This is a genomic window from Streptococcus sp. SP1 (genome assembly GCF_030440005.1).
Taxonomy (GTDB): domain Bacteria; phylum Bacillota; class Bacilli; order Lactobacillales; family Streptococcaceae; genus Streptococcus; species Streptococcus parasanguinis.
In genome coordinates, this window is record NZ_JAQFJJ010000010.1 from 64026 (window position 1) to 85924 (window position 21899).

The 21899-nt window shown below is 43.0% G+C and carries 16 protein-coding genes and 1 riboswitch; of the genes, 14 read left to right on the forward strand and 2 right to left on the reverse strand.

Annotation, left to right across the window (positions count from 1 at the left end; all coding sequences use genetic code 11):
- The first annotated feature begins 10 nt into the window (after nt 1–10).
- Nucleotides 11–904, forward strand: coding sequence for an ABC transporter permease (locus PCY07_RS06590; protein ID WP_013903975.1), 894 nt, complete (start codon nt 11–13; stop codon nt 902–904).
- A 9-nt stretch (nt 905–913) separates the two neighbouring features.
- Nucleotides 914–1717, forward strand: a complete 804-nt coding sequence (locus PCY07_RS06595) for an ABC transporter ATP-binding protein (protein ID WP_014713718.1) — start codon at nt 914–916, stop codon at nt 1715–1717.
- Between the two features lie 184 nt (nt 1718–1901).
- Here the strand turns inward: PCY07_RS06595 and treR are convergent, their stop codons facing one another.
- Nucleotides 1902–2612 (reverse strand): trehalose operon repressor, encoded by a 711-nt coding sequence (treR, locus tag PCY07_RS06600; protein ID WP_301355623.1) that lies wholly within the window; start codon nt 2610–2612, stop codon nt 1902–1904.
- A 180-nt stretch (nt 2613–2792) separates the two neighbouring features.
- Between treR and treP the strand changes: the two genes are divergently transcribed.
- From treP to PCY07_RS06635, 7 genes are all read left to right on the forward strand, one after another.
- Nucleotides 2793–4769: a PTS system trehalose-specific EIIBC component gene (gene treP / locus PCY07_RS06605; RefSeq protein ID WP_301355625.1), complete on the forward strand. Its 1977-nt coding sequence runs from the start codon at nt 2793–2795 to the stop codon at nt 4767–4769.
- Between the two features lie 54 nt (nt 4770–4823).
- Nucleotides 4824–6446 (forward strand): alpha,alpha-phosphotrehalase, encoded by a 1623-nt coding sequence (gene treC, locus PCY07_RS06610; protein WP_301355627.1) that lies wholly within the window; start codon nt 4824–4826, stop codon nt 6444–6446.
- A 129-nt stretch (nt 6447–6575) separates the two neighbouring features.
- Complete coding sequence (locus PCY07_RS06615) at nt 6576–8888, forward strand: endonuclease/exonuclease/phosphatase family protein (RefSeq protein WP_301355629.1); 2313 nt, start codon at nt 6576–6578, stop codon at nt 8886–8888.
- 214 nt (nt 8889–9102) lie between these two features.
- On the forward strand, nt 9103–9897 hold the full coding sequence (gene pflA, locus PCY07_RS06620; protein WP_301355630.1) for a pyruvate formate-lyase-activating protein: 795 nt from the start codon (nt 9103–9105) through the stop codon (nt 9895–9897).
- A gap of 127 nt (nt 9898–10024) precedes the next feature.
- Entirely contained in the window at nt 10025–10960 is a 936-nt protein-coding gene (locus PCY07_RS06625; RefSeq protein ID WP_003005572.1) for a manganese-dependent inorganic pyrophosphatase, read from the forward strand.
- Between the two features lie 63 nt (nt 10961–11023).
- Nucleotides 11024–11536: a YiiX/YebB-like N1pC/P60 family cysteine hydrolase gene (locus PCY07_RS06630; RefSeq protein WP_301355631.1), complete on the forward strand. Its 513-nt coding sequence runs from the start codon at nt 11024–11026 to the stop codon at nt 11534–11536.
- On the forward strand, nt 11520–12170 hold the full coding sequence (locus PCY07_RS06635; protein WP_301355632.1) for a DUF1803 domain-containing protein: 651 nt from the start codon (nt 11520–11522) through the stop codon (nt 12168–12170). Before PCY07_RS06630 ends, PCY07_RS06635 begins: the two co-directional genes overlap by 17 nt.
- Before the next feature lie 46 nt (nt 12171–12216).
- Here PCY07_RS06635 and PCY07_RS06640 read toward each other — a convergent pair whose 3' ends face one another.
- Nucleotides 12217–13662 (reverse strand): UDP-N-acetylmuramoyl-L-alanyl-D-glutamate--L-lysine ligase, encoded by a 1446-nt coding sequence (locus PCY07_RS06640; RefSeq protein WP_301355634.1) that lies wholly within the window; start codon nt 13660–13662, stop codon nt 12217–12219.
- Nucleotides 13663–13749: 87 nt separating this feature from the next.
- On the opposite strand from PCY07_RS06640, the gene PCY07_RS06645 reads away from it, so the two are divergent.
- The 5 genes from PCY07_RS06645 (at nt 13750) to upp (ending at nt 21848) form a co-directional block, all read left to right on the forward strand.
- Nucleotides 13750–15378 (forward strand): polysaccharide biosynthesis protein, encoded by a 1629-nt coding sequence (locus PCY07_RS06645; RefSeq protein ID WP_301355636.1) that lies wholly within the window; start codon nt 13750–13752, stop codon nt 15376–15378.
- Nucleotides 15379–15669: 291 nt separating this feature from the next.
- Nucleotides 15670–16767 carry a cystathionine gamma-synthase gene (locus PCY07_RS06650; protein WP_301355637.1) on the forward strand — a complete coding sequence of 366 codons (1098 nt, stop codon included), beginning with the start codon at nt 15670–15672 and terminating at the stop codon, nt 16765–16767.
- A 7-nt stretch (nt 16768–16774) separates the two neighbouring features.
- Complete coding sequence (locus PCY07_RS06655) at nt 16775–17938, forward strand: MalY/PatB family protein (RefSeq protein WP_301355639.1); 1164 nt, start codon at nt 16775–16777, stop codon at nt 17936–17938.
- A gap of 35 nt (nt 17939–17973) precedes the next feature.
- A riboswitch (M-box (ykoK) riboswitch) is annotated at nt 17974–18131 on the forward strand.
- Nucleotides 18132–18338: 207 nt separating this feature from the next.
- Nucleotides 18339–20999 (forward strand): magnesium-translocating P-type ATPase, encoded by a 2661-nt coding sequence (mgtA, locus tag PCY07_RS06660; RefSeq protein WP_301355640.1) that lies wholly within the window; start codon nt 18339–18341, stop codon nt 20997–20999.
- A gap of 219 nt (nt 21000–21218) precedes the next feature.
- Nucleotides 21219–21848 (forward strand): uracil phosphoribosyltransferase, encoded by a 630-nt coding sequence (gene upp / locus PCY07_RS06665; protein WP_003005574.1) that lies wholly within the window; start codon nt 21219–21221, stop codon nt 21846–21848.
- The last annotated feature ends 51 nt before the right edge of the window (nt 21849–21899 follow it).

Consider the following 21899-nt stretch of genomic DNA (forward strand, 5'->3'; position numbering starts at 1 on the left):
GAGGTTTGAGATGAATTTCGTTTTATCAAGTTTATCAGAAGGTTTATTATGGTCGATCATGGCGATCGGTGTTTACTTAACATTTCGAATTTTAGATATTGCTGACATGACGGCAGAAGGCGCCTTTCCACTTGGGGCAGCAGTTGTAGCTTCCCAAATTCAAGCAGGAAGAAACCCTTGGCTTGCAACCTTTTTAGGCTTCCTAGCCGGAATGATCGCAGGATTGGTTTCTGGGATTCTCCATACAAAAATGAAAATTCCAGCCCTCTTGACAGGGATTGTCACTTTGACCGGTCTCTACTCTATCAATATTAAAATCATGGGAGGGGTTCCTAACCTTTCTATCGGAGATTCTAGTACCATTTTCAAGAGTGTGATGAAATTAGGTCTTTCTAATGAAGAAGCTGTCTTTTTGATTAGCATTTCTTGCTTGATCATCGTCTGTATCTTGTTGACCCTCTTAATGAAGACGCAACTTGGCTTGGTTTTGCGCTCGACTGGTGATAACATTCCAATGAGTGAGGCCAATGGGGTCAATGTAGATAACATGAAGATGTTGGGCTACATGATTTCCAATGGTTTGATTGCCCTTTGTGGAGCCATGTTTGCACAAAATGATGGTTTCTCAGATGTGACTTCTGGTACAGGGACAATCGTAGTCGGCTTGAGTGCTGTGATTATCGCTGAAGTTTTGATCCACGAATTGACCATTGGTTGGCGCTTGCTTTCCATCGGGGTTGGAGCCATTGTTTACCGTTTGATTATCTTAAATATTTATGAGATCCCAAATCTCGATCAAAATATGGTTCGTCTCTTCAATGCGATCTTGCTCGCGATTGTCTTGTTCGCTCCTGAGGCGCAAAAACGTCTTCGTGTTCGCGGATTGAAGTTAGGAAATAAGTAGGAGAAAAGTATGGCAACATTATTATCAATTGAAGGCATTCATAAGACATTTGAAGCAGGAACGGTTAATGAAAACCATGTCTTAAAAGGCTTGGATCTCCAAGTAGAAGAAGGGGACTTCATTTCGGTCATCGGTGGAAATGGAGCTGGGAAATCAACCTTGATGAACATCTTGGCAGGAAATCTAGTCGTGGATGAAGGAGATATCTTGCTAGAAGGTAACTCCATCAAAAATACGAGTGTTCGTAAGCGTGCGAAAGATATTGCGCGTGTCTTCCAAGATCCTAAAATGGGGACAGCTTCCCGTTTGACCATTGAAGAAAATATGGCCATTGCCCAACGTCGGGGGAAATCTCGTGGTTTGAGCTGGGGAGTTCGGGAGAAAGATCGCGAATTATTCCGTGAAGCCTTGAAGGAACTGAATATCGGTTTAGAGAACCGTCTTAAGGTAGATACCCAATATTTGTCTGGTGGGCAACGTCAAGCTTTGACCTTGGTCATGGCAGCCTTGGTTAGACCAAAACTCTTGCTTCTGGATGAACATACCGCAGCGCTCGATCCTAAAACTAGTGAAATGGTCATGGAATTGACACAAAAGATCGTGGAAAGCCATGATTTGACAACCTTGATGATTACGCATGATATGAACCATGCAATTGAATACGGCAACCGCTTGATCATGCTCTACCAAGGCAAGGTCGTTGTCGACGTCAAAGGAGAAGAAAAGAAAAACCTAACGGTTGAAGATTTGATGCGCCTCTTCCAACAAAATAGTGGTGAAACCCTGGTGAGTGATGAATTGGTATTAGGATAAAATAAAAGAGAGTGGGACAGAAATCGGTAATTCGTTAGAATTCGATTTCGTCGTCCCACCTCCGCACAGTTGAGTAGGGCTGTAAAAGCTGATGAAATCAGCGTAGTAGAGCCCACTCAACCACTGCGTCTTGCTCGACAATCCAAAAACAATTGAGAGGCTAGGACTTTTGTCCCAGCCTCCTTTATTTCCTCCGCTCTGCATAGTCGACAAAATGAAACTTGTCTAATTTGTGTCGGCTTTCGGTGAACTGGAATTGGCGTCCGTCTGCTAAGTGAACTTGGGAACGGACCGTTACCACGTGTTGGTCTTTTCCAAGATCCAGTAAGATTTTGTCGCGATTATCGATTGGTGAAATCAAAATTTCTTTCTTTGCATAGCCAATCTGCAATTTCAAGTCTTCTTCTATATATTGGTAGATAGAGTGCTGGGCAATTTCCTTGGTTAGGCCAGGGATCAGCTCTCTGTCTAGGTAATCAATATCTAAGACAGAAGCGACGCCATCCACCACTCGTTGTCGGGTTACTTTCCAAACCAAACGGTGAAGGGGGAAGCCTGTCTTTTTAGCTCCTTTTTCATCGATACTGATTTTTTCAAAACGAATGACATTGGTTTCTGAGCGAAGACCAGAAGATTTGACGATTTCTTGGTAGCTGGTTAATTGGGAAACGGGGAAATCAAAGTGAGCTTGTTTAGAAACTTGCGATCCCATCCCTTGAACAGTCTCGATAAAGCCTTCCTCCTGCAAGAGCTTGAGCGATTTGCGGATGGTATCTCGACTGACCTGGTAGTGCTCTTTTAAGTCGTTCTCACTAGGCAGAAAATCCCCGACTAGATATTTTTCTTCTAGTATTTGCTCTTTTAAAATTTGGTAGATTTGTTGGTATTTTTTCATGATTTGAACTCGCTTGTCTGTTTTTTTACATACAACACCCTAAATTTTATCAAAAATATAGCAAAAAAACTACAAACAAGTTGCAGACAAGTTTGGGATCGTTTACAATTGGTTTTGTCAGTTGATAGAGATCAACAAATAATCAAAAGGAGATGCTAGCTGAGGCTAGCGGTGTATCAAATGGGAAAATTTGAACAAGAAGCCAAGGATCTGCTTCAAGCAATCGGAGGCAAAGAAAACGTCACTGCCGTGCCCCACTGTGCGACGCGGATGCGCTTTGTACTTGGAGATGAGAAGAAAGCCAACGTTAAGGCCATTGAAGCCATCCCTGCGGTGAAAGGAACCTTTACCAATGCCGGTCAATTCCAAGTCATCATCGGAAACGATGTACCAATTTTTTACAATGACTTCTCAGCCGTATCTGGGATCGAAGGGGTCTCAAAAGAAGCAGCCCAATCTGCAGCCAAGAGCAATCAAAATGCTGTTCAACGGGTTATGACAACCTTGGCGGAAATCTTTACACCGATTATTCCAGCCTTGATCGTTGGGGGATTGATTCTTGGTTTCCGTAATGTCCTTGAGGGCGTTCATTGGTCGATGTTAAATGGTAAGTCCATTACAGAAGTTTCTCAATTTTGGGCAGGAATTAACCATTTCCTCTGGTTACCAGGTGAAGCCATCTTCCAGTTCTTACCGGTAGGGATCACTTGGTCTGTTTCTCGTAAGATGGGAACCAGTCAAATTTTGGGAATTGTTATGGGGATCTGTTTGGTTTCTCCACAATTGCTAAATGCTTATTCCGTTGCTTCAACACCTGCTGCAGAAATTGCTAAGAATTGGGTGTGGGACTTTGGATTCTTCACGGTTAATCGAATTGGGTATCAGGCGCAAGTTATTCCAGCCTTGCTTGCTGGTCTGTCCCTCTCTTACCTTGAAATCTTCTGGCGCAAACACATTCCAGAAGTGGTGTCAATGATCTTTGTTCCTTTCTTGTCCTTGATTCCAGCCCTTATCTTGGCCCATACGGTTCTTGGTCCAATTGGTTGGTCAATCGGTCAAGGTCTGTCAACCGTTGTTCTTGCTGGTTTAACAGGACCTGTAAAATGGCTCTTTGGTGCTATTTTTGGTGCTCTTTATGCGCCATTTGTGATCACAGGTCTTCACCACATGACCAATGCCATCGATACCCAATTGATTGCGGACGCAGGTGGCACAGGTCTCTGGCCAATGATTGCCCTCTCAAATATTGCTCAAGGTTCAGCTGTTTTTGCTTATTTCCTCATGCACCGTCATGATGAACGGGAAGCTCAGATTTCTCTTCCAGCAACAATTTCAGCCTATCTTGGTGTGACAGAACCAGCCCTCTTTGGGGTCAATGTCAAGTACATCTATCCATTCGTAGCAGGAATGATTGGTTCTTCTATCGCCGGTCTTCTCTCTGTTACCTTTAACATCACAGCAGCATCTATCGGAATTGGTGGGCTGCCAGGGATTCTATCCATTCAACCACAATATATGTTGCCGTTCGCAATGATTATGGTTGTAGCGGTAGTAGTTCCTATAGCTTTGACCTTCTTCTTCCGCAAGGCTGGTCTCTTCACAAAAACAGAAGATAGCACAGAGCTTCAAGCAGAATTTGCGGCTCAAGAAGAACCAGAATTTGCAGCTCATACAGAACCAACAGCCCTTGTAAAAACAGTCCAACTGGTGAGCCCACTTGATGGACAAGTTAAACCGCTTAGCCAAGCCACAGACCCAGTCTTTTCATCAGGTGTCATGGGACAAGGTGTCGTCATCGAACCAAGCCAGGGGGAATTGGTTTCACCAGTTAATGGGACAGTGACAGTACTCTTCCCAACTAAGCACGCAGTCGGTATCGTTTCTGAAGAATGCGTGGAATTATTGATGCACATTGGTATGGATACGGTTAGCCTTGATGGAAAAGGGTTTGAGGCTCACGTTGCTCAAGGGGATAAAGTTGTTGTTGGTCAACAATTGATTAGCTTTGATACGAATGTTATCAAAGAAGCTGGTTTGATCACTGAGACGCCCGTTATCATTACCAATCAAGATGATTTCCAAGCAGATGTTGAAGGGGATCTTCCACGTGATATTAAGCGTGGCGATGTTCTCATGATTGCTCATCGAACGAAATAAGCGAAGGAGTGGAGACGTTACGGTCCACCCTTTGATAAAAAAGAGGTTAAACAAATGGCATTAGATAAAACAAAGGTTGTTTACCAAATTTATCCAAAATCATATAAGGACACTACAGGAAATGGAATCGGTGATTTCAGAGGAATCATTGAAAAGATTCCTTATCTAGCAGAGTTGGGCGTTGATATGGTTTGGCTCAATCCTTTCTATCCAAGCCCACAACGTGACAATGGTTACGATATTTCAGATTATACAGCCGTCAACCCTGTCTTTGGAGATATGGCTGATTTTGAAGAAATGGTCCGTGTCGGGAAAGAGCACAAGATTGACTTCATGCTAGACATGGTGCTTAACCATTGCTCAACAGAGCATGAGTGGTTCCAAAAGGCATTGGCTGGGGATAAGTATTATCAAGATTTCTTCTTCATTCAGGACCAACCAACCGATTGGTTGTCTAAATTTGGTGGTTCTGCCTGGGCTCCTTTTGGAGATACGGGGAAATATTACCTTCACCTCTTTGACGTGACACAGGCGGACCTCAATTGGCGCAATCCCAATGTTCGTAAGGAGCTGTTCAAGGTGGTCAACTTCTGGCGGGACAAGGGCGTCAAAGGCTTCCGTTTCGATGTGATCAATTTGATTGGGAAAGATGAAGTCTTGGTGGATTGCCCTGAAAATGAAGGGAAACCAGCTTATACAGATAAACCCATTGTCCATGACTATCTTCACATGATGAATGAAGCGACTTTCGGCGCTGATGATAGCTTTATGACAGTTGGAGAGATGTCATCGACAACGATTGATAACTGTGTTCTCTATTCGGCACCGGAGCGTCACGAGTTGTCTATGGCCTTTAACTTCCATCATCTGAAAGTAGACTATGAAGATGGTCAAAAATGGACCATTACTCCCTTTGATTTTGAAGAGCTCAAACGTCTCTATCATACTTGGGGCAAGGAAATGAGTGAACGTGGTGGTTGGAGTGCCCTCTTCTGGAATAACCATGACCAACCTCGTGCCTTGAATCGCTTTGTAGATATCAAGAACTTCCGCAATGAAGGAGCGACCATGCTCGCAGCTAGCATTCACTTGTCACGTGGGACCCCTTATATCTATATGGGCGAAGAAATCGGCATGATTGATCCAGACTATGATTCGATGGCAGATTATGTGGATGTCGAGTCCATCAATGCTTACCAGATGCTTTTGGATCAAGGTCAGTCACCTGAGCAGGCCTTCCAAATCATTCAAGCCAAATCCCGTGATAATTCACGTACGCCTATGCAATGGGATGCTTCTGAAAATGCAGGTTTTTCAACAGGCACTCCATGGTTGAAAGCTGGTAAATCTTACAAAGACATTAACGTTGAAAATGAAATCGACGGACCAATCTTTACCTTCTATAAAGAATTGATTCGCTTGCGCAAACAAATGCCGATTATTTCAGAAGGTAGCTACTTGCCAGCACTGGAAGATAGTCAACAAATCTACGCTTTTGAACGTCATTTAGACGGTCAAAAACTTTTGGTACTCAATCATTTCTATGGAAGTGAAGTCGAAGTAGCGATTCCAGAAGACTACCAAACAGGGCGCTTGCTCTTGTCCAACTATGACGATGAAGAGCTTGCTGAAAAGGTAATTCTCAAACCTTATCAGACACTGGCGATTTTAGTTTAAGTATTTTACACTTCGATCTTTTTGGGTCGAAGTGTTTTTCTTTTTGAAAAATATTTTTGAAAGCGCTTGAAAACGCAAGGTCATTCCCTTATAATAAAAGAGGAAATATTTTTATGTACGGAGAATAGCATGAAAGAACATGGAAAAAAGATTCGATTATTAGCAGTAGCCACCTTATTGGCTAGTCAGTTGGGGGGCTTTAGTAGTGCCCTTACAGTAGTTGCAGACGAGATCACAGCTTCGACTTCAGAGCCAGCGCTTGTGACGAACACTAGCAGCGAGGAAAGCTCGACAAATAGTTCGACTTCTGCTACAACAACAACTACAGAAGCTACGACGAGAGCTTCAAGTGATAAAGAAGAGAAATCTAGCAGTTCCTCAGACGATACTGAGGAGAAAACGGTTAAGATCGGGGACATTCAAGGGGAATCGCAACGCTCTCCACTTGAAGGCCAAAAAGTGGCCATCAAAAATGCGGTGGTGACCAAAACAGACCGCTATGGTTTTTATGCCCAAGATATTGAATCGGATGGCAATAGTCGGACCTCAGATGGGATTTATGTTGTTTCCAAATACAAGGTGAAAGTCGGTGACAAGGTTAAAATCACTGGTACCGTCAAGGAAGGCTATATGGAAGAGGTTACCTTGGGAGCTGGGAAGACCTTTAAGGAACCAACGAATAGTTTAACGGTGACCATGTTAGTCGATGCTTGGATCACCAAAGATGGGACAGCCCCTCTTCCAGAAGCTGTGAATCTCACTGCAGGGATGCCAGCGGAGGTGAAGCCTAATCCGACTGCTTATGCTCCAGAAACTGATGCTCTAGATTATTGGGAAAGCCTGGAAGGAATGCTCACGGTGGTGAAGAAACCGCATGTCCTTGGTCCCCAGTACAAAGGAGATATCTATGTATTGGGAGAAGATTTCACAGGTCTTCCTTTAAACAATATTGGAGGTCTGAATCTACGGCCACATGCGCAAAATACAGCGACGATCCCGATTTATGTTGGTAATCAGTTTGTTGCAAAAGCCAAGGATTACTTTACAGAAGACGTAACAGGAGTGGTAACGTATCGGAATAGCTTTTATAAGTTAGAGCCTACTCAACAGTTGACGATCCAAGATGGTGGTTTGCAGCGTCAAGCAGCTCAAACCCAACCAAGTGAGGACAAGCTGACCATTGCTTCCTACAATATTGAAAATTTCTCGGCCAACAATGCCAAAAATGAAACCCCAGAGGATAAGGTGACGCTGATTGCCAATTCCTTTATCCATGAAATTCACAATCCAGACATCATTACTTTGATCGAAGTGCAGGACAATAATGGTAGTGTGGATGACGGAACGACAAGTGGTGTTGAAAGTGGACGCAAACTAGCCAATCGGATCAAGGAATTGGGTGGCAAGAGCTATGAGTATACGGAAGTTGCTCCAGTAGATGGCGCTGACGGAGGAAAGCCTGGTTCGAATATTCGTTTGGGAATCCTCTACAATCCAGAACGCGTGAGCTTAGCCAAAAAAGAGGCAGCAACTAGCAACGAAGCAGCACAATTTGACAAGGGACACCTGGTTAAAAATCCAGCTCGGATTGCCCCTAATGACCCATCGTTTGATCATACTCGCAAGTCTTTAGCCGTTGAGTTTGAATTCAAAGGCCAACCAGTTGTGGTGATTGCTAATCACTTGAAATCAAAAATCGGAGATGATGCTATTTATGGGGCAAGCCAACCAGCAGTGGAACATACCTTGCCAACTCGTGAAGCACAAGCCAGTGTCATTCATCAATTCGTCCAAGAAGGCTTGAAGCAAAATCCGAAGACCACCTTTGTTTTGACGGGTGATTTTAATGATTACGATTTCTCAACCACGGCACAGATCCTTGCGGGCAATGAACTAACCAACTTAATGGCCCAACATGATGCAGGCGATCGCTATTCCTATTTCTATCGTGGAAGCAATCAAGTTTTGGATAACATTTTTATCTCAAACAACATGGCAGCCAAAGCAAGGTTTGAACCAGTCCATATCAATGCTTCCTTTATGAAGGAACACGGTCGTGCATCAGACCATGATCCTGTTTTGGTCCAAATCGACTTTAGTGGAGCACAAACTTCAGGAACGCCGACAGATGATCAACAAGGAAATACAGGACAATCAACGGATCAAACCAGCCCTTCTTCATCGAATATAGGATCTCAACTAGTCCCTCATCAGACTCAAGCCAATGAACAAAAGAGTTCAACATCTGAAAGCAAAGAGAAGGGCAAGAACGAAGATGAGAAGCAAGACGACAAGGAAGAGGCAACAACAGAAACCAAGACACCAGGCAAGCGGAAAATCCTTCCATCTACTGGACAAGAAACAAGCTATCTAGCTCTTTTTGGAGTGGCAGTAGCTACGATGAGTCTTGCCTTGTATAAAAAGAAAAGGATGACTCATTAACGTGTTTTGTAAGAAAGATCTAAAAAAGGAGTCGCTGGCTCCTTTTTTTCTCCTAAAATACAGGACAGATAGTCCCATATTGGAAACTGTACTAGGACAATGAAAACTACTGAAAAGAACAGTTTCTTTTCAAAAAGAAGCTTCAACTCTTTAAAATAGATGGAATCGTGTTATAATAAAACTATAAAACGTTTTCAAGAGAAGAGGTTCCTCAATGGAAAATGAAACAGTTGACTATGGAAAAGTAACAGGAATGGTACACTCAACAGAAAGTTTTGGAGCAGTAGATGGGCCTGGGATCCGCTTTATTGTTTTTCTTCAAGGGTGTCAAATGCGGTGCCAATACTGCCACAATCCAGATACTTGGGCAATGGAAACCAACAAGTCCCGTGAACGGACAGTGGATGATGTCCTAGAAGAAGCCCTCCGTTATCGTGGATTTTGGGGCCCAAAAGGTGGGATCACAGTCAGTGGTGGAGAAGCCCTCTTGCAGATTGACTTCTTGATTGCTCTTTTCACCAAGGCTCAAGAGTTGGGCATTCATTGTACCTTGGATACCTGTGCTCTTCCTTTTCGGAATACGCCTCGTTATTTGGAAAAATTTGACCGCTTGATGGCAGTGACTGACTTGGTGCTCCTGGATATCAAGGAAATCAATGATGAACGACACAGATTTGTGACCAGTCAAACCAATAAAAACATTCTAGCTTGTGCCAAGTACCTATCTGATATTGGAAAACCAGTCTGGATTCGTCACGTTTTGGTACCAGGTTTAACGGACCGAGATGATGATTTGATCGAGCTTGGAAAATTTGTTAAAACCCTTAAAAATGTCGATAAATTTGAAATTCTGCCTTACCATACTATGGGGGAATTCAAATGGCGTGAATTGGGAATTCCGTACAAATTGGAGGGTGTGAAACCACCGACAAAAGAACGGGTCCAAAATGCAAAAGATTTGATGGAAACAGAAAGTTACCAAGATTACCTAAAACGGGTCAAAGGATAAAATAAATAGAGACAGTTGGGCCTTCCAGCTGTCTTTTTCTAATGAAATGCACAACTATTCCCTTTCTTTAAATGGCAAAACATGCTAAAATAGAGTGAATCTATAAATGAAATAAAGAGGTAGAAACATGTCAAAAATTCTCGTTTTTGGTCACCAAAATCCTGACTCAGATGCTATCGGCTCATCTGTAGCTTTTGCTTATCTTGCAAAAGAAGCATATGGTTTGGATACAGAAGCAGTGGCTCTTGGAACTCCAAATGAAGAAACAGCTTTCGTATTGGACTATTTTGGTGTGGAAGCACCACGCGTTATCACATCTGCTAAAGCAGAAGGTGCAGAGCAAGTCATCTTGACGGACCACAATGAATTCCAACAATCTGTTTCAGATATCGCTGAAGTAGAAGTTTACGGTGTGGTGGATCACCACCGTGTGGCTAACTTCGAAACTGCTAGCCCACTTTACATGCGTTTGGAACCAGTTGGATCAGCATCTTCTATCGTTTACCGCATGTTCAAAGAACACGGTGTAGCAGTGCCAAAAGAATTGGCAGGTTTGATGCTTTCAGGTTTGATTTCAGATACCCTTCTTTTGAAATCTCCAACAACACACCCATCTGATAAAGTGATTGCGCCAGAATTGGCTGAATTGGCTGGTGTCAACTTGGAAGAATACGGTCTTGCAATGCTCAAGGCTGGTACTAACTTGGCAAGCAAGTCAGCAGAAGAATTGATCGACATCGATGCCAAGACTTTTGAATTGAACGGAAACAACGTTCGTGTGGCTCAAGTCAATACAGTTGATATCGCTGAAGTCTTGGAACGCCAAGCTGAAATCGAAGCAGCTATCCAAGCAGCAAATGCAGCTAACGGTTACTCTGACTTTGTTTTGATGATTACAGACATTGTCAACTCAAACTCAGAAATTTTGGCTCTTGGTGCCAACATGGACAAGGTAGAAGCAGCCTTCAACTTCAAGCTTGAAAACAACCACGCCTTCCTTCCAGGTGCCGTTTCACGTAAGAAACAAGTGGTACCACAATTGACAGAAAGCTTTAATGCTTAATGATTGATGGGGAAGCCCATTGTTAAAAAGGAGTTTCGACTCCTTTTTTGCTAGGAGGAGACCATGTTAGAAAATGGCGATTTGATTTTTGTAAAGGACCTGTCAGATATGGGACAGGCCATCCAAGCATCAACTGGAAACTACAGCCACGTGGCTATCTTTTTGGATGGACAGGTCTATCATGCAACTAAAGAAGGCGGTGTTCTTGCCCAATCCCCTGAAGATTTCTTTGAAGCTGAGAAAGTCTATGATCTTTATCGCTACCCGAAAATCGATCTCAAAGAAGTCAAGAAGCGGGCAGAAAACCTTTTAGGGTCTCCCTACAATGCTTCCTTTTATCCGGATGGAGATGGTTATTACTGTTCCCAGTTCATTGCTGAACTACTTCCTATATTTGAGACCATTCCCATGAAGTTTGGGGAAGGAGAACAAGAGATTAGTTCGTTTTGGGAAGATTACTACAGAGAGCTTGGTCTAGCAGTTCCTTTAGATCAGCCCGGGACCAATCCTAGTCTATTAGCCCAATCACCACAGCTACAGTTTAAAGAAAGGTATTTGGATGATTACAATCATTAATCCCACACGTTTGACACGTCAGCCATTTTTCAAGGACTTGATCAACTATTTGGATCAGCACGACGATGTGATCCTGCGGCAAATCAAGGCCCAATTTCCAGATCAACCAGTGGATAAGCTGATGGAGGAATATATCAAAGCGGGCTTCATCCTTCGAGAAAATAAACGCTACACCCTCAACCTGCCCTTCTTGGAGTCAGCTGATCTTGTTGACTTGGATCAAGAGGTCTTTGTTCGAGAGGACAGTGCAGTTTATCAAGAATTAAAAGCTAAGGTCTTCCAAACAGAACTCCGCAATACTACCAATGAAGCGATTTTGGTGGAGGAGACGGACTTTCCGCGAAATGCACAGACCCTTTCCAATTACTTCTACAAGGTGAAACACCAATACCCTTTGACAGAGGAGCAAGAAACGCTCTATGCTATTTTGGGAGATGTCAATCCCGAGTATGCTCTCAAGTATATGACCAGCTTTTTGCTTAAGTTCCTCAAAAAAGAAGAAGTCCAGCAAAAGCGCAGAGACATCTTTGTCGACAGTTTAGTTTTATTGGGCTACATCATTCAAAATGAAGATGGGAAGTATGAGTTAGCTGTCGAATTTGATAAAGAACGATTCATTTTTATAAAAAAATAAAGGCTAGGAAAACTTCCTAGCCTTGTTTCGTTTGATTATCGTTTGATTATAAATAACGTTCAGCGATGGTGGCGTCACCCGGATACTCTTCTTTTACGCCATTGACGATTTGGTAGCAGTCCGCTCCTTTTCCGGCGATAATGACGGCATCTTCAGGCTTGCTGGTTGTTGCCATGGCCAGTTGAATGGCTTGCTCTCGATCTGAAATTTTCTCAACAGGGCGCGTGATGAAACTGCTAATCTCTTCAGCGATAGCCAAAGGATCTTCATAGTTGGGGTCATCCGCTGTGAGGAAGACTTGGATTTCAGGATGGTCTTCTAAGAGTAAGCCAAAGTCCTTGCGACGGCTCTCTCCTTTGTTCCCAGTTGATCCAAGAACCAGTGAAATAGTCCCCGTTTGATGGGTTTCAACAACTGATAGCAGTTTTTTCAAGCTATCTCCATTATGGGCATAGTCGATGAAAACCTTAGCGCCGTTTTTCTGAGTCAAGACTTCCATTCGGCCAGGAACTCGCGTCTTAGCAATCCCTTTTTGGATATCCTCGAGGCTCGCACCTAGACGAAGACAGGCAAGACCTGCTGCTACAGCATTTTCTTGGTTAAAATGGCCAATCAGTTGGATATCGTAGTCGCCTGCTAGCTTACCAGTGGCTGAGAAGCTGAAAGCTTTGGAGGTTTCAATTTGATTCTCAGACTGGCTTCCATAAAAATCGTGGTCTTGGTTCGCGACTTGATCCGCTAAAACTTGGAAATGATCCATATCGCTATTGATGACAACGGCTTGGCTATTCTTCATGAGGAGACGTTTGTGGTAGAAATAATCCTCAAAAGTTGGGTGTTCAATCGGTCCAATATGGTCTGGACTGATGTTGAGAAAAACACCAACGTCAAAGGTCAGACCGTAAACCCGCTTCACTAGATAAGCTTGACTGGAAACTTCCATAATAAGGTGGGTCCGATCATTGGCTACTGCCTGAGCCATCATGGCAAAAAGATCCAAGCTCTCTGGAGTTGTCAGGGTCGATTTAAAGAAGTTTTTACCATCCAGTGTTGTATTCATGGTAGACAGCATAGCTGGTCGGTGACTTTGTTCCAAAATATGGTATGCAAAGTAGGCCGATGTTGTCTTTCCCTTGGTCCCTGTGAAGGCTAATAATTTTAATTGTTTTTCAGGGTGCCCATAAAACTCCATGGCAATTAAGCTCATAGCCTGTTTGATATCATTGACGAGGATGGCAGGAATACCAACTTCATAATCTTTTTCAGAGACATAAAAGCCGAGCCCATTAGAAATAGCCTGTTCTAGGTATTCTTTTTTGAAGTTGGCCCCTTTGACAAAAAAGAGGGTGCTAGCAGAAACCTTACGGCTATCATAGCTAATGGCATCAAAACGTGTTCCTTCTAAATGGTAGTAGTATTCACCATTTACTAGAACTTCTCGGAAATTTTGGTCATGTTTTAAAATGTTGAGGGTTTGTTCAATTGTAATCATAAAACTATTGTAAACCTAAAGTCCCTATTTTACAAGTGTCATGGAAAAGTTTATAATGAAGAGAAGAAGAAACGAAAGAGGACACCAATGAGTCACGAACAAAATGACCAGCAAGCCCAGATGCTTCGCGGGACTGCCTGGATGACAGCCAGCAACTTTATCAGCCGTTTGCTAGGAGCTGCTTATATTATTCCTTGGTATATTTGGATGGGAAAATATGGGCCACAAGCCAATGGTCTTTTTACAATGGGCTACAATATCTATGCTTGGTTTCTCTTGATTTCGACAGCCGGAGTACCCGTAGCTGTTGCCAAGCAAGTCGCCAAATACAATACCCGGGACCAAGCCGATCATAGTTTTGCTTTGATTCGGGGCTTCTTGAAATTCATGGGAATTCTAGGCCTTGGATTTGCCATTCTCATGTATCTTTTATCTCCTGTCTTTGCTAGCCTTTCAGGTGGGGGGAAAGAGTTGATTCCGATCATGCAGAGCCTTTCTTGGGCTGTCTTGATCTTTCCTTCGATGAGTGTCATTCGGGGATTTTTCCAAGGTTTTAACAACATGAAGCCTTACGCTATAAGCCAGATTGCAGAACAAGTCATTCGGGTCATCTGGATGTTGCTCACGACCTTCTTCATTATGAAGATTGGCTCTGGAGATTATGTGCAAGCTGTTACGCAGTCAACCTTTGCTGCCTTTATCGGAATGGTAGCAAGCTTGTTGGTTCTCTTTTACTACCTTGCAAAGACAGGCTTGCTCTCATCTATTTTTAAAAAACAAGAGGAAAGTGAAGAAATTGATACCCGGGCACTCTTGATCGATACTATACGGGAAGCCATTCCTTTTATCATCACTGGTTCCGCGATCCAGCTCTTCCAAATTGTCGACCAGATGACCTTTATTAATATTATGTCCTGGTTCACAGATTATAGTCAGAAACAGCTCTTGGTCATGTTTAGTTATTTCTCTGCTAATCCAAACAAAATTACTATGATCTTGATCGCAGTAGCGACTTCGATTGGGGGAGTCGGAATTCCTCTTTTGACAGAGAATTACGTGAAGGGTGACCTAAAAGCTGCTGGGAAGCTCGTACAGGATAACTTGACCATGTTATTGGCTTTCTTGCTTCCAGCCACCTTTGGTGCAGTGGCGGTCGCAAAACCACTTTATACGGTTTTCTATGGGCAACCAGATAGCTTAGCATTGGGACTCTTCATTGTAGCGATGTTGCAGACCATTATTTTAGGTCTTTATATGGTCTTGTCTCCAATGATTCAAGCCCTCTTTCAAAACCGCAAGGCTATTCGCTATTTCTTTTATGGTGTAGTGGTGAAATTGGTCCTACAAATTCCATTTATTTTGGTCTTTCGTTCTTATGGACCACTTTTGTCAACGACCATTGCGTTAATGGTGCCAATTGTTCTCATGTATCGAGAGATCCAAACCATCACTCAGTTTAATCGAACCATCGTCTTTAAGCGCACCTTGCTTGGTTCTATTCTGACCGTGGTGATGCTACTTGGAGTCTTGATTGCAGGCTTGATTTTGGGCTGGATTTTCCCACCAAATGGTCGTGTATCGAGCATGATTTATATCATCGTCATTGGCGGATTAGGAGTTGCTATTTATGGAGCCTTAGGATTATGGCTACGATATTTTGACCGCTTTATCGGAGGTCAAGCCACACGTCTCAGACAAAAATTCCGAATTAAATAAACCTGAGAGGCTGGGACAAAAGTCCTAGCCTCTCAATTATTTTTGGATTGTCGAGCAAGACGCAGTGGTTGAGTGGGCTCTACTACGCTGATTTCATCAACTTTTACAGCCCTACTCAACTGTGCGGAGGTGGGACGACGAAATCGAATTCTAACGAATTACCGATTTCTGTCCCACTCTCTTTTCTTATAGTTTGAAACTATAGCTAGGTCTTGAAAATGGGAAAACCGCTCTCCTCATAATAGTGATAAAATAGTAATCAGTTAGATTGAATGTTTATCGGAGGGCAATATGAGTAAAAAACGCAATATCAATACTATTTTGGCACAGGCAGGAATCAAGTCTGATCAAGCAACGGGAGCTTTGACGACTCCTTTGCATTTCTCTACGACTTACCAACACCCAGAATTTGGTCAGTCTACAGGTTTTGACTATACCCGTACGAAAAATCCAACACGCGCAACAGCGGAGAAGACTTTGGCAGCTATCGAAAGTGCAGACTATGCTTTGGCGACAAGCTCTGGAATGTCAGCCATCGTACTTGCTTTTAGCATTTTCGCTGTTGGTTCAAAAGTCTTGGCCGTTCGTGACCTTTATGGAGGTTCTTTCCGCTGGTTTAACCAACAAGAGCAAGAAGGTCGTTTCTCTTTCACCTATGCCAATACAGAAGAAGAACTGATCCACCATCTAGATAATGATCCGGTAGATGTCCTCTATATTGAAACACCAACCAATCCATTGATGTTGGAATTTGATATTGCTCATTTAGCCAAATTGGCCCATGCAAAAGGTGCCAAAGTCGTGGTGGACAATACCTTCTATAGCCCTATCTATCAACGCCCAATTGAAGAGGGTGCTGATATTGTTCTTCATTCAGCAACCAAGTACCTAGCTGGTCACAACGATGTCTTGGCTGGTGTTGTCGTGACAAATGATGCAGACTTGTATGACAAACTCTTTTACAATTTGAACACGACAGGTGCTGTTCTTTCCCCATTTGACAGCTATCTGTTGATCCGTGGTCTCAAGACGCTTTCTATTCGGATGGAGCGCTCCACAGAGAATGCTCGCAAGGTGGTAGAGTTTTTGAAAAGATCCCCTCAGGTCAAAGAAGTCCTCTACACCGGAAAAGGTGGAATGGTCTCCTTTAAAATTCAAGATGAGAAAAAAATTCCTAACTTGTTGAATTCCCTTCAAGTCTTTACCTTTGCTGAAAGTCTTGGCGGAGTTGAAAGCTTGATCACTTATCCTACCACTCAGACTCATGCGGACATTCCTGCAGAAGTTCGCCATTCATACGGTTTGACAGATGATCTTCTTCGTTTGTCCATCGGAATCGAAGATGCGGATGATTTGATTGAAGATTTGAAACAAGCATTGGAGGCTTAAGATTAAGATGACCAAATATGATTTCACGACTTTACCGAATCGCTTGACCCACCATACCTACAAGTGGAAAGAAACAGAGACAGATCCAGAAATCATTCCGGCTTGGATCGCGGATATGGATTTTAATGTCATTCCAGAAGTACGAGAAGCTGTTATCGGCTATGCTGACCAAATGGTCTATGGTTACACCTATGCATCAGATAGCCTCTACCAGTCTATCCTTGATTGGGAAAAAGAAGAGCACGGCTATTCCTTTGACAAGGAAGCGATCGTCTTTATCGAAGGTGTTGTTCCAGCTATTTCAACAGCTATTCAAGCCTTCACCAAGGAAGGGAATGCGGTCTTAATCAATACACCGGTCTATCCTCCATTTGCACGAAGTGTCAAACTCAATCGTCGAAAATTGATCGAAAATTCGTTAGTCGAAAAAGACGGTCTTTTCCAAATTGATTTTGATCAGCTAGAAAAAGACATTGTGGAGCAAGACGTTAAACTCTATGTTTTGTGCAATCCGCACAATCCTGGAGGCCGTGTATGGGATCGTGAAGTCTTGGAAAAAATCGGCCACCTCTGTCAAAAACATGGTGTCCTTCTCGTTTCAGATGAGATCCACCAAGATTTGGCCTTGTATGGTCACCGTCATACCAGCTTTAACACAGTTGATCCCAGCTTTAAAGACTTCAGTTTTATCTTAACCAGTGCAACCAAGACCTTCAATATTGCAGGAACAAAAAATTCCTATGTGGTCATTGAAAATCCTAAGCTTCGTACGGCTTTTAAACAACGACAATTGGCCAATAACCAACATGAAATCTCAGGCTTGGGCTATATTGCAACAGAAGCGGCTTATCGTTATGGTAAATCTTGGTTGACTGAGCTCAAACAAGTCTTTGAAAAACACATTGACTATGTTATAGATGAACTGCATGAAAAGACCCATATCCGAGTGATGAAACCCCAAGGAACCTATCTTCTTTGGTTGGACTTTTCAGCCTATCCATATACCGATGATGAGCTGCATGCTAAAATCCATGACCAAGCCAAATTGATTTTGAACCGTGGAACAGATTTCGGAAAAGAAGGAACCTTGCATGCCCGCCTTAATGTAGCTGCCCCTTTCACCCTCATTGAAGAAATTACCAAACGTTTAGTTGATACTTTTCACAAATAAAACTTGACTTTCTGTATCTGAAGGAGTACAATAAACTCGAAATACGGTAGGTGAGGCTACCACAAGGATACGGATGACTACCGCAAAGCAGTGGAGACACTACTCGTTGGTCAACAGTCCTGATCGCAAAGGTCAAGACTAAGCTCATTTCATTGCCTTGCGGAGCTAAAGCTTGGACGGTCAGTTTTTTGAGAGTTTTGATTGAAAAATAAATGACGAGTTTCATGAGTCCTACCGATCGAGGGTAGGACTCTTTTTTATGCCTTACCAAGAAAAGAGAAAGGAGAGAGCTATGATACAAGTCGACGATCATCCCGAACCGCACCGAACCAGCCAATCGCTGATTTGTGTCGTAGGGACTCCAAAAGTGATTGGCTCCTGATTGAAAAAGGAGATACCAATGCAAACAAATAAAGAAAGACTCATTGCTGCTCTTCAAGAACCACTTGAAAGCACCTTTGCCAACTACAAAACCAGTGCCCTTGGTTTGGTTGACGATCAAGTAGAAGAAAACCGTGATGCCTATGGCGAAAATGTCATCACAAAAGGTCAAGAAGATTCCATGTTCAAAAAGATCTACGAATCGATCATCAATCCTTTTACGGTGATTTTGTTGGTCATTGCGCTGGTTTCCTTCATCACCAATGTCTGGCTAGCAAAACCAGGTGAACAGGATCCAACGACCTCCATCATCATTGTGACCTTGGTCTTGATCTCTGGTGGTATCCGCTTCATTCAAGAATTGCGGAGCGACAAAGCGGCTAGCAACTTATCACGTATGATTGTCAATACAGCGACCGTTCTGCGTGATGGATCGGAACAAGAAATTCCGATCGATGAAATCGTCGTAGGTGATGTGATCAAATTAAGTGCCGGCGATATGATTCCAGCAGATGTGGTCTTGATTGATTCCCGTGACTTCTTTGTCCAACAATCTGGTCTCACAGGGGAAAGTGATGCTGTTGAAAAGGTTTGTCTCAGAAAAGCCGACAGTCAAAATCTAGATAGTCTCTTGGAGAGTGAAAGTTTGGCATTCATGGGGACCAATGTCATCTCCGGACGGGCAACAGCCTTGGTCTTGGTCGTGGGGGATGAAACCATGATGGGAGCTATTGAGCAAACCATCAACACCTATGACGAACCAACCTCATTTGAGAGAGAAATGAATACCATCTCTTGGCTCTTGATTCGGCTCATGTTAGTGATGGTGCCCGTTGTCTTTGTGATCAATGGTCTCACAGATGGTGACTGGTTAGAAGCAGGTGTCTTTGCCCTCAGCGTTGGGGTTGGTTTGACTCCTGAAATGCTGCCGATGATTATTACAGCGAGTCTTGCTAAGGGCTCCATCATCATGGCCAAGGAAAAAGTCGTTATCAAAAAACTCAATGCCATCCAAGACCTTGGGGCTATTGATATTTTGTGTACAGATAAGACAGGAACCTTGACCCAGGATGAAATCGTTTTGGAGTATCCGCTTGATATCCATGGCGATTTGGATCTATCAGTCCTTCGCCGGGCTTACTTGAATTCCTATTTCCAAACCGGGCTAAAAAATTTGATGGACCGGGCGATTATCAATCGGACCCAGAAAGAAGCCAAGAAACATGAGATTGTTCGCGATCTGGATCAGACCTTCCATAAGATTGATGAATTGCCCTTTGATTTTGAACGTCGTCGCATGAGTGTCATTGTCAAAGACGAAGACGGTGTGGTCAGCATGGTGACCAAGGGTGCCTTGGAAGAAATGCTTTCTGTATCGACTTTTGTTGAATACAAGGGGGAGATTAAACGCCTGACTGATGAAGTTCGTCAAGAGGTCCTCGCTGAAGTTGCTCAATTAAATGAACAAGGACTTCGTGTTTTGGGAGTCAGCTACAAAACTGACTTGGACGAAAATGACATCTTTAGTGTTGAAGATGAAGGAGATATGATCCTAACCGGTTACCTTGCCTTTCTTGATCCACCAAAACCTTCTGCAGCTCCAGCGATCAAAGCTCTTGCAGAATATGGGGTAACCACCAAGATCTTAACTGGGGACAATGAAAAGGTCACTCAAGCTGTCTGTGAAAAAGTAGGACTAGATGTCGAGCGGATTCTTTTGGGAAGCGAAATCGATACGATGACAGACCAAGAGTTAGCACAAGTTGTAGAAACAACAACGGTCTTTGCCAAACTATCACCCGATCAAAAAGCGCGGATCATCCTCTGCCTCAAGAATAATGGCCACAAGGTTGGTTACATGGGAGATGGTATTAACGATGCTCCATCTATGAAGGTCTCAGACGTTGGGATCTCCGTGGATACCGCTGTTGATATTGCCAAAGAAACGGCAGATGTCATCCTTCTGGATAAGGACTTGATGGTCCTTGAAAAAGGTTTGGTTGAAGGCCGCAAGGTCTATGCCAATATGACCAAGTACATCAAGATGACGGTCTCTTCTAACTTCGGGAACATCTTCTCTCTTCTCTTTGCCAGCATCTTTTTGCCCTTCCTTCCTATGGCCCCCGTTCATTTGATTGTGCTCAATCTTATCTATGATCTTTCTTGTATCGCCCTTCCTTTTGACAATGTCGATAAGGATTTCCTTAAGAAACCTCGTATCTGGGAAGCAAATTCCATCATGCGCTTCATGGCCTGGATCGGTCCAATTTCATCTGTATTTGACATTATTACCTACATGCTTCTTTACTTCCTTGTTGTACCAATGATTTTAGGTCATGGGTACAACCATGGAGCAGTAGATGCAGCAGCCTTTATCATGGTTTTCCAAACCGGATGGTTTATCGAATCCATGTGGTCTCAAACCATGGTTATTCATATGTTGCGTTCACCAAAACTTCCATTTATCCAAAGTCGTCCAGCCTTCTCAGTCGTGGTGACGACCCTAGTAGCAGCCTTCTTTGTAACCTCCCTTCCATATAGTCCTTTGGCTTCTATCTTGAAGTTGAGCCAACTAAATGGATTATACTTTGTTCTATTGTTTGCGATTATCGTCCTCTATATGCTGAGTGTGACGGTTGTCAAACGTATCTATATTAAGAAATACAAAGAATGGTTGTAATTTATTTATAGAAAGAGTGAGTCCGAACTTAAAAAATTAAGTGTAAGGGCTCTCTTTTTTTTGTAAAATTTGGTATAATAAGAAGAATGTAAAGTTGGAAATGAAGATTTCCATGTGCTGTGAGTATCAAAGAGGGACTGAAAGAAAGAGTAGAGCTTGACTCCACTTTTATCATGGCTCTTTTTTGAATAATAACAGCTTAGAAAGAAGGATCTCAAAATGGGAAAATTAGAAGTTATTACACATCCACTGATTCAACACAAATTGTCTATTCTCCGCCGCACGGATACCTCTACGAAGGCCTTTCGTGAATTGGTAGATGAAATTGCTATGTTGATGGGCTACGAAGTTTTGCGTGAATTGCCTCTTGAAGATGTTGAGATTGAAACTCCTATTACTAAAACGGTTCAAAAACAGATTGCAGGGAAGAAATTGGCTATTGTCCCAATTCTTCGTGCAGGGATTGGGATGGTTGATGGTCTCTTGAGCTTGGTACCAGCTGCTAAGGTTGGACATATCGGGATGTACCGTGACGAGGAAACTCTGAAACCAGTTGAATACTTGGTAAAATTGCCAGAAGATATCGATCAACGTCGCATCTTTGTAGTAGACCCTATGCTTGCTACGGGTGGATCCGCTATTCTAGCTATTGATTCCTTGAAAAAACGTGGCGCTAGCCATATTAAATTTGTCTGCCTGGTATCAGCGCCAGAAGGGGTGAAAGCTCTTCAAGAAGCTCACCCAGATGTTGATATCTTTACAGCAGCCCTCGATGATCATTTGAATGAACATGGCTACATTGTTCCTGGTCTTGGAGATGCAGGTGACCGTTTATTCGGTACCAAATAAAGAAACCATTCATTATAAGTCCGAAAGGTGCTTTAGATTTGACCTTTTTTG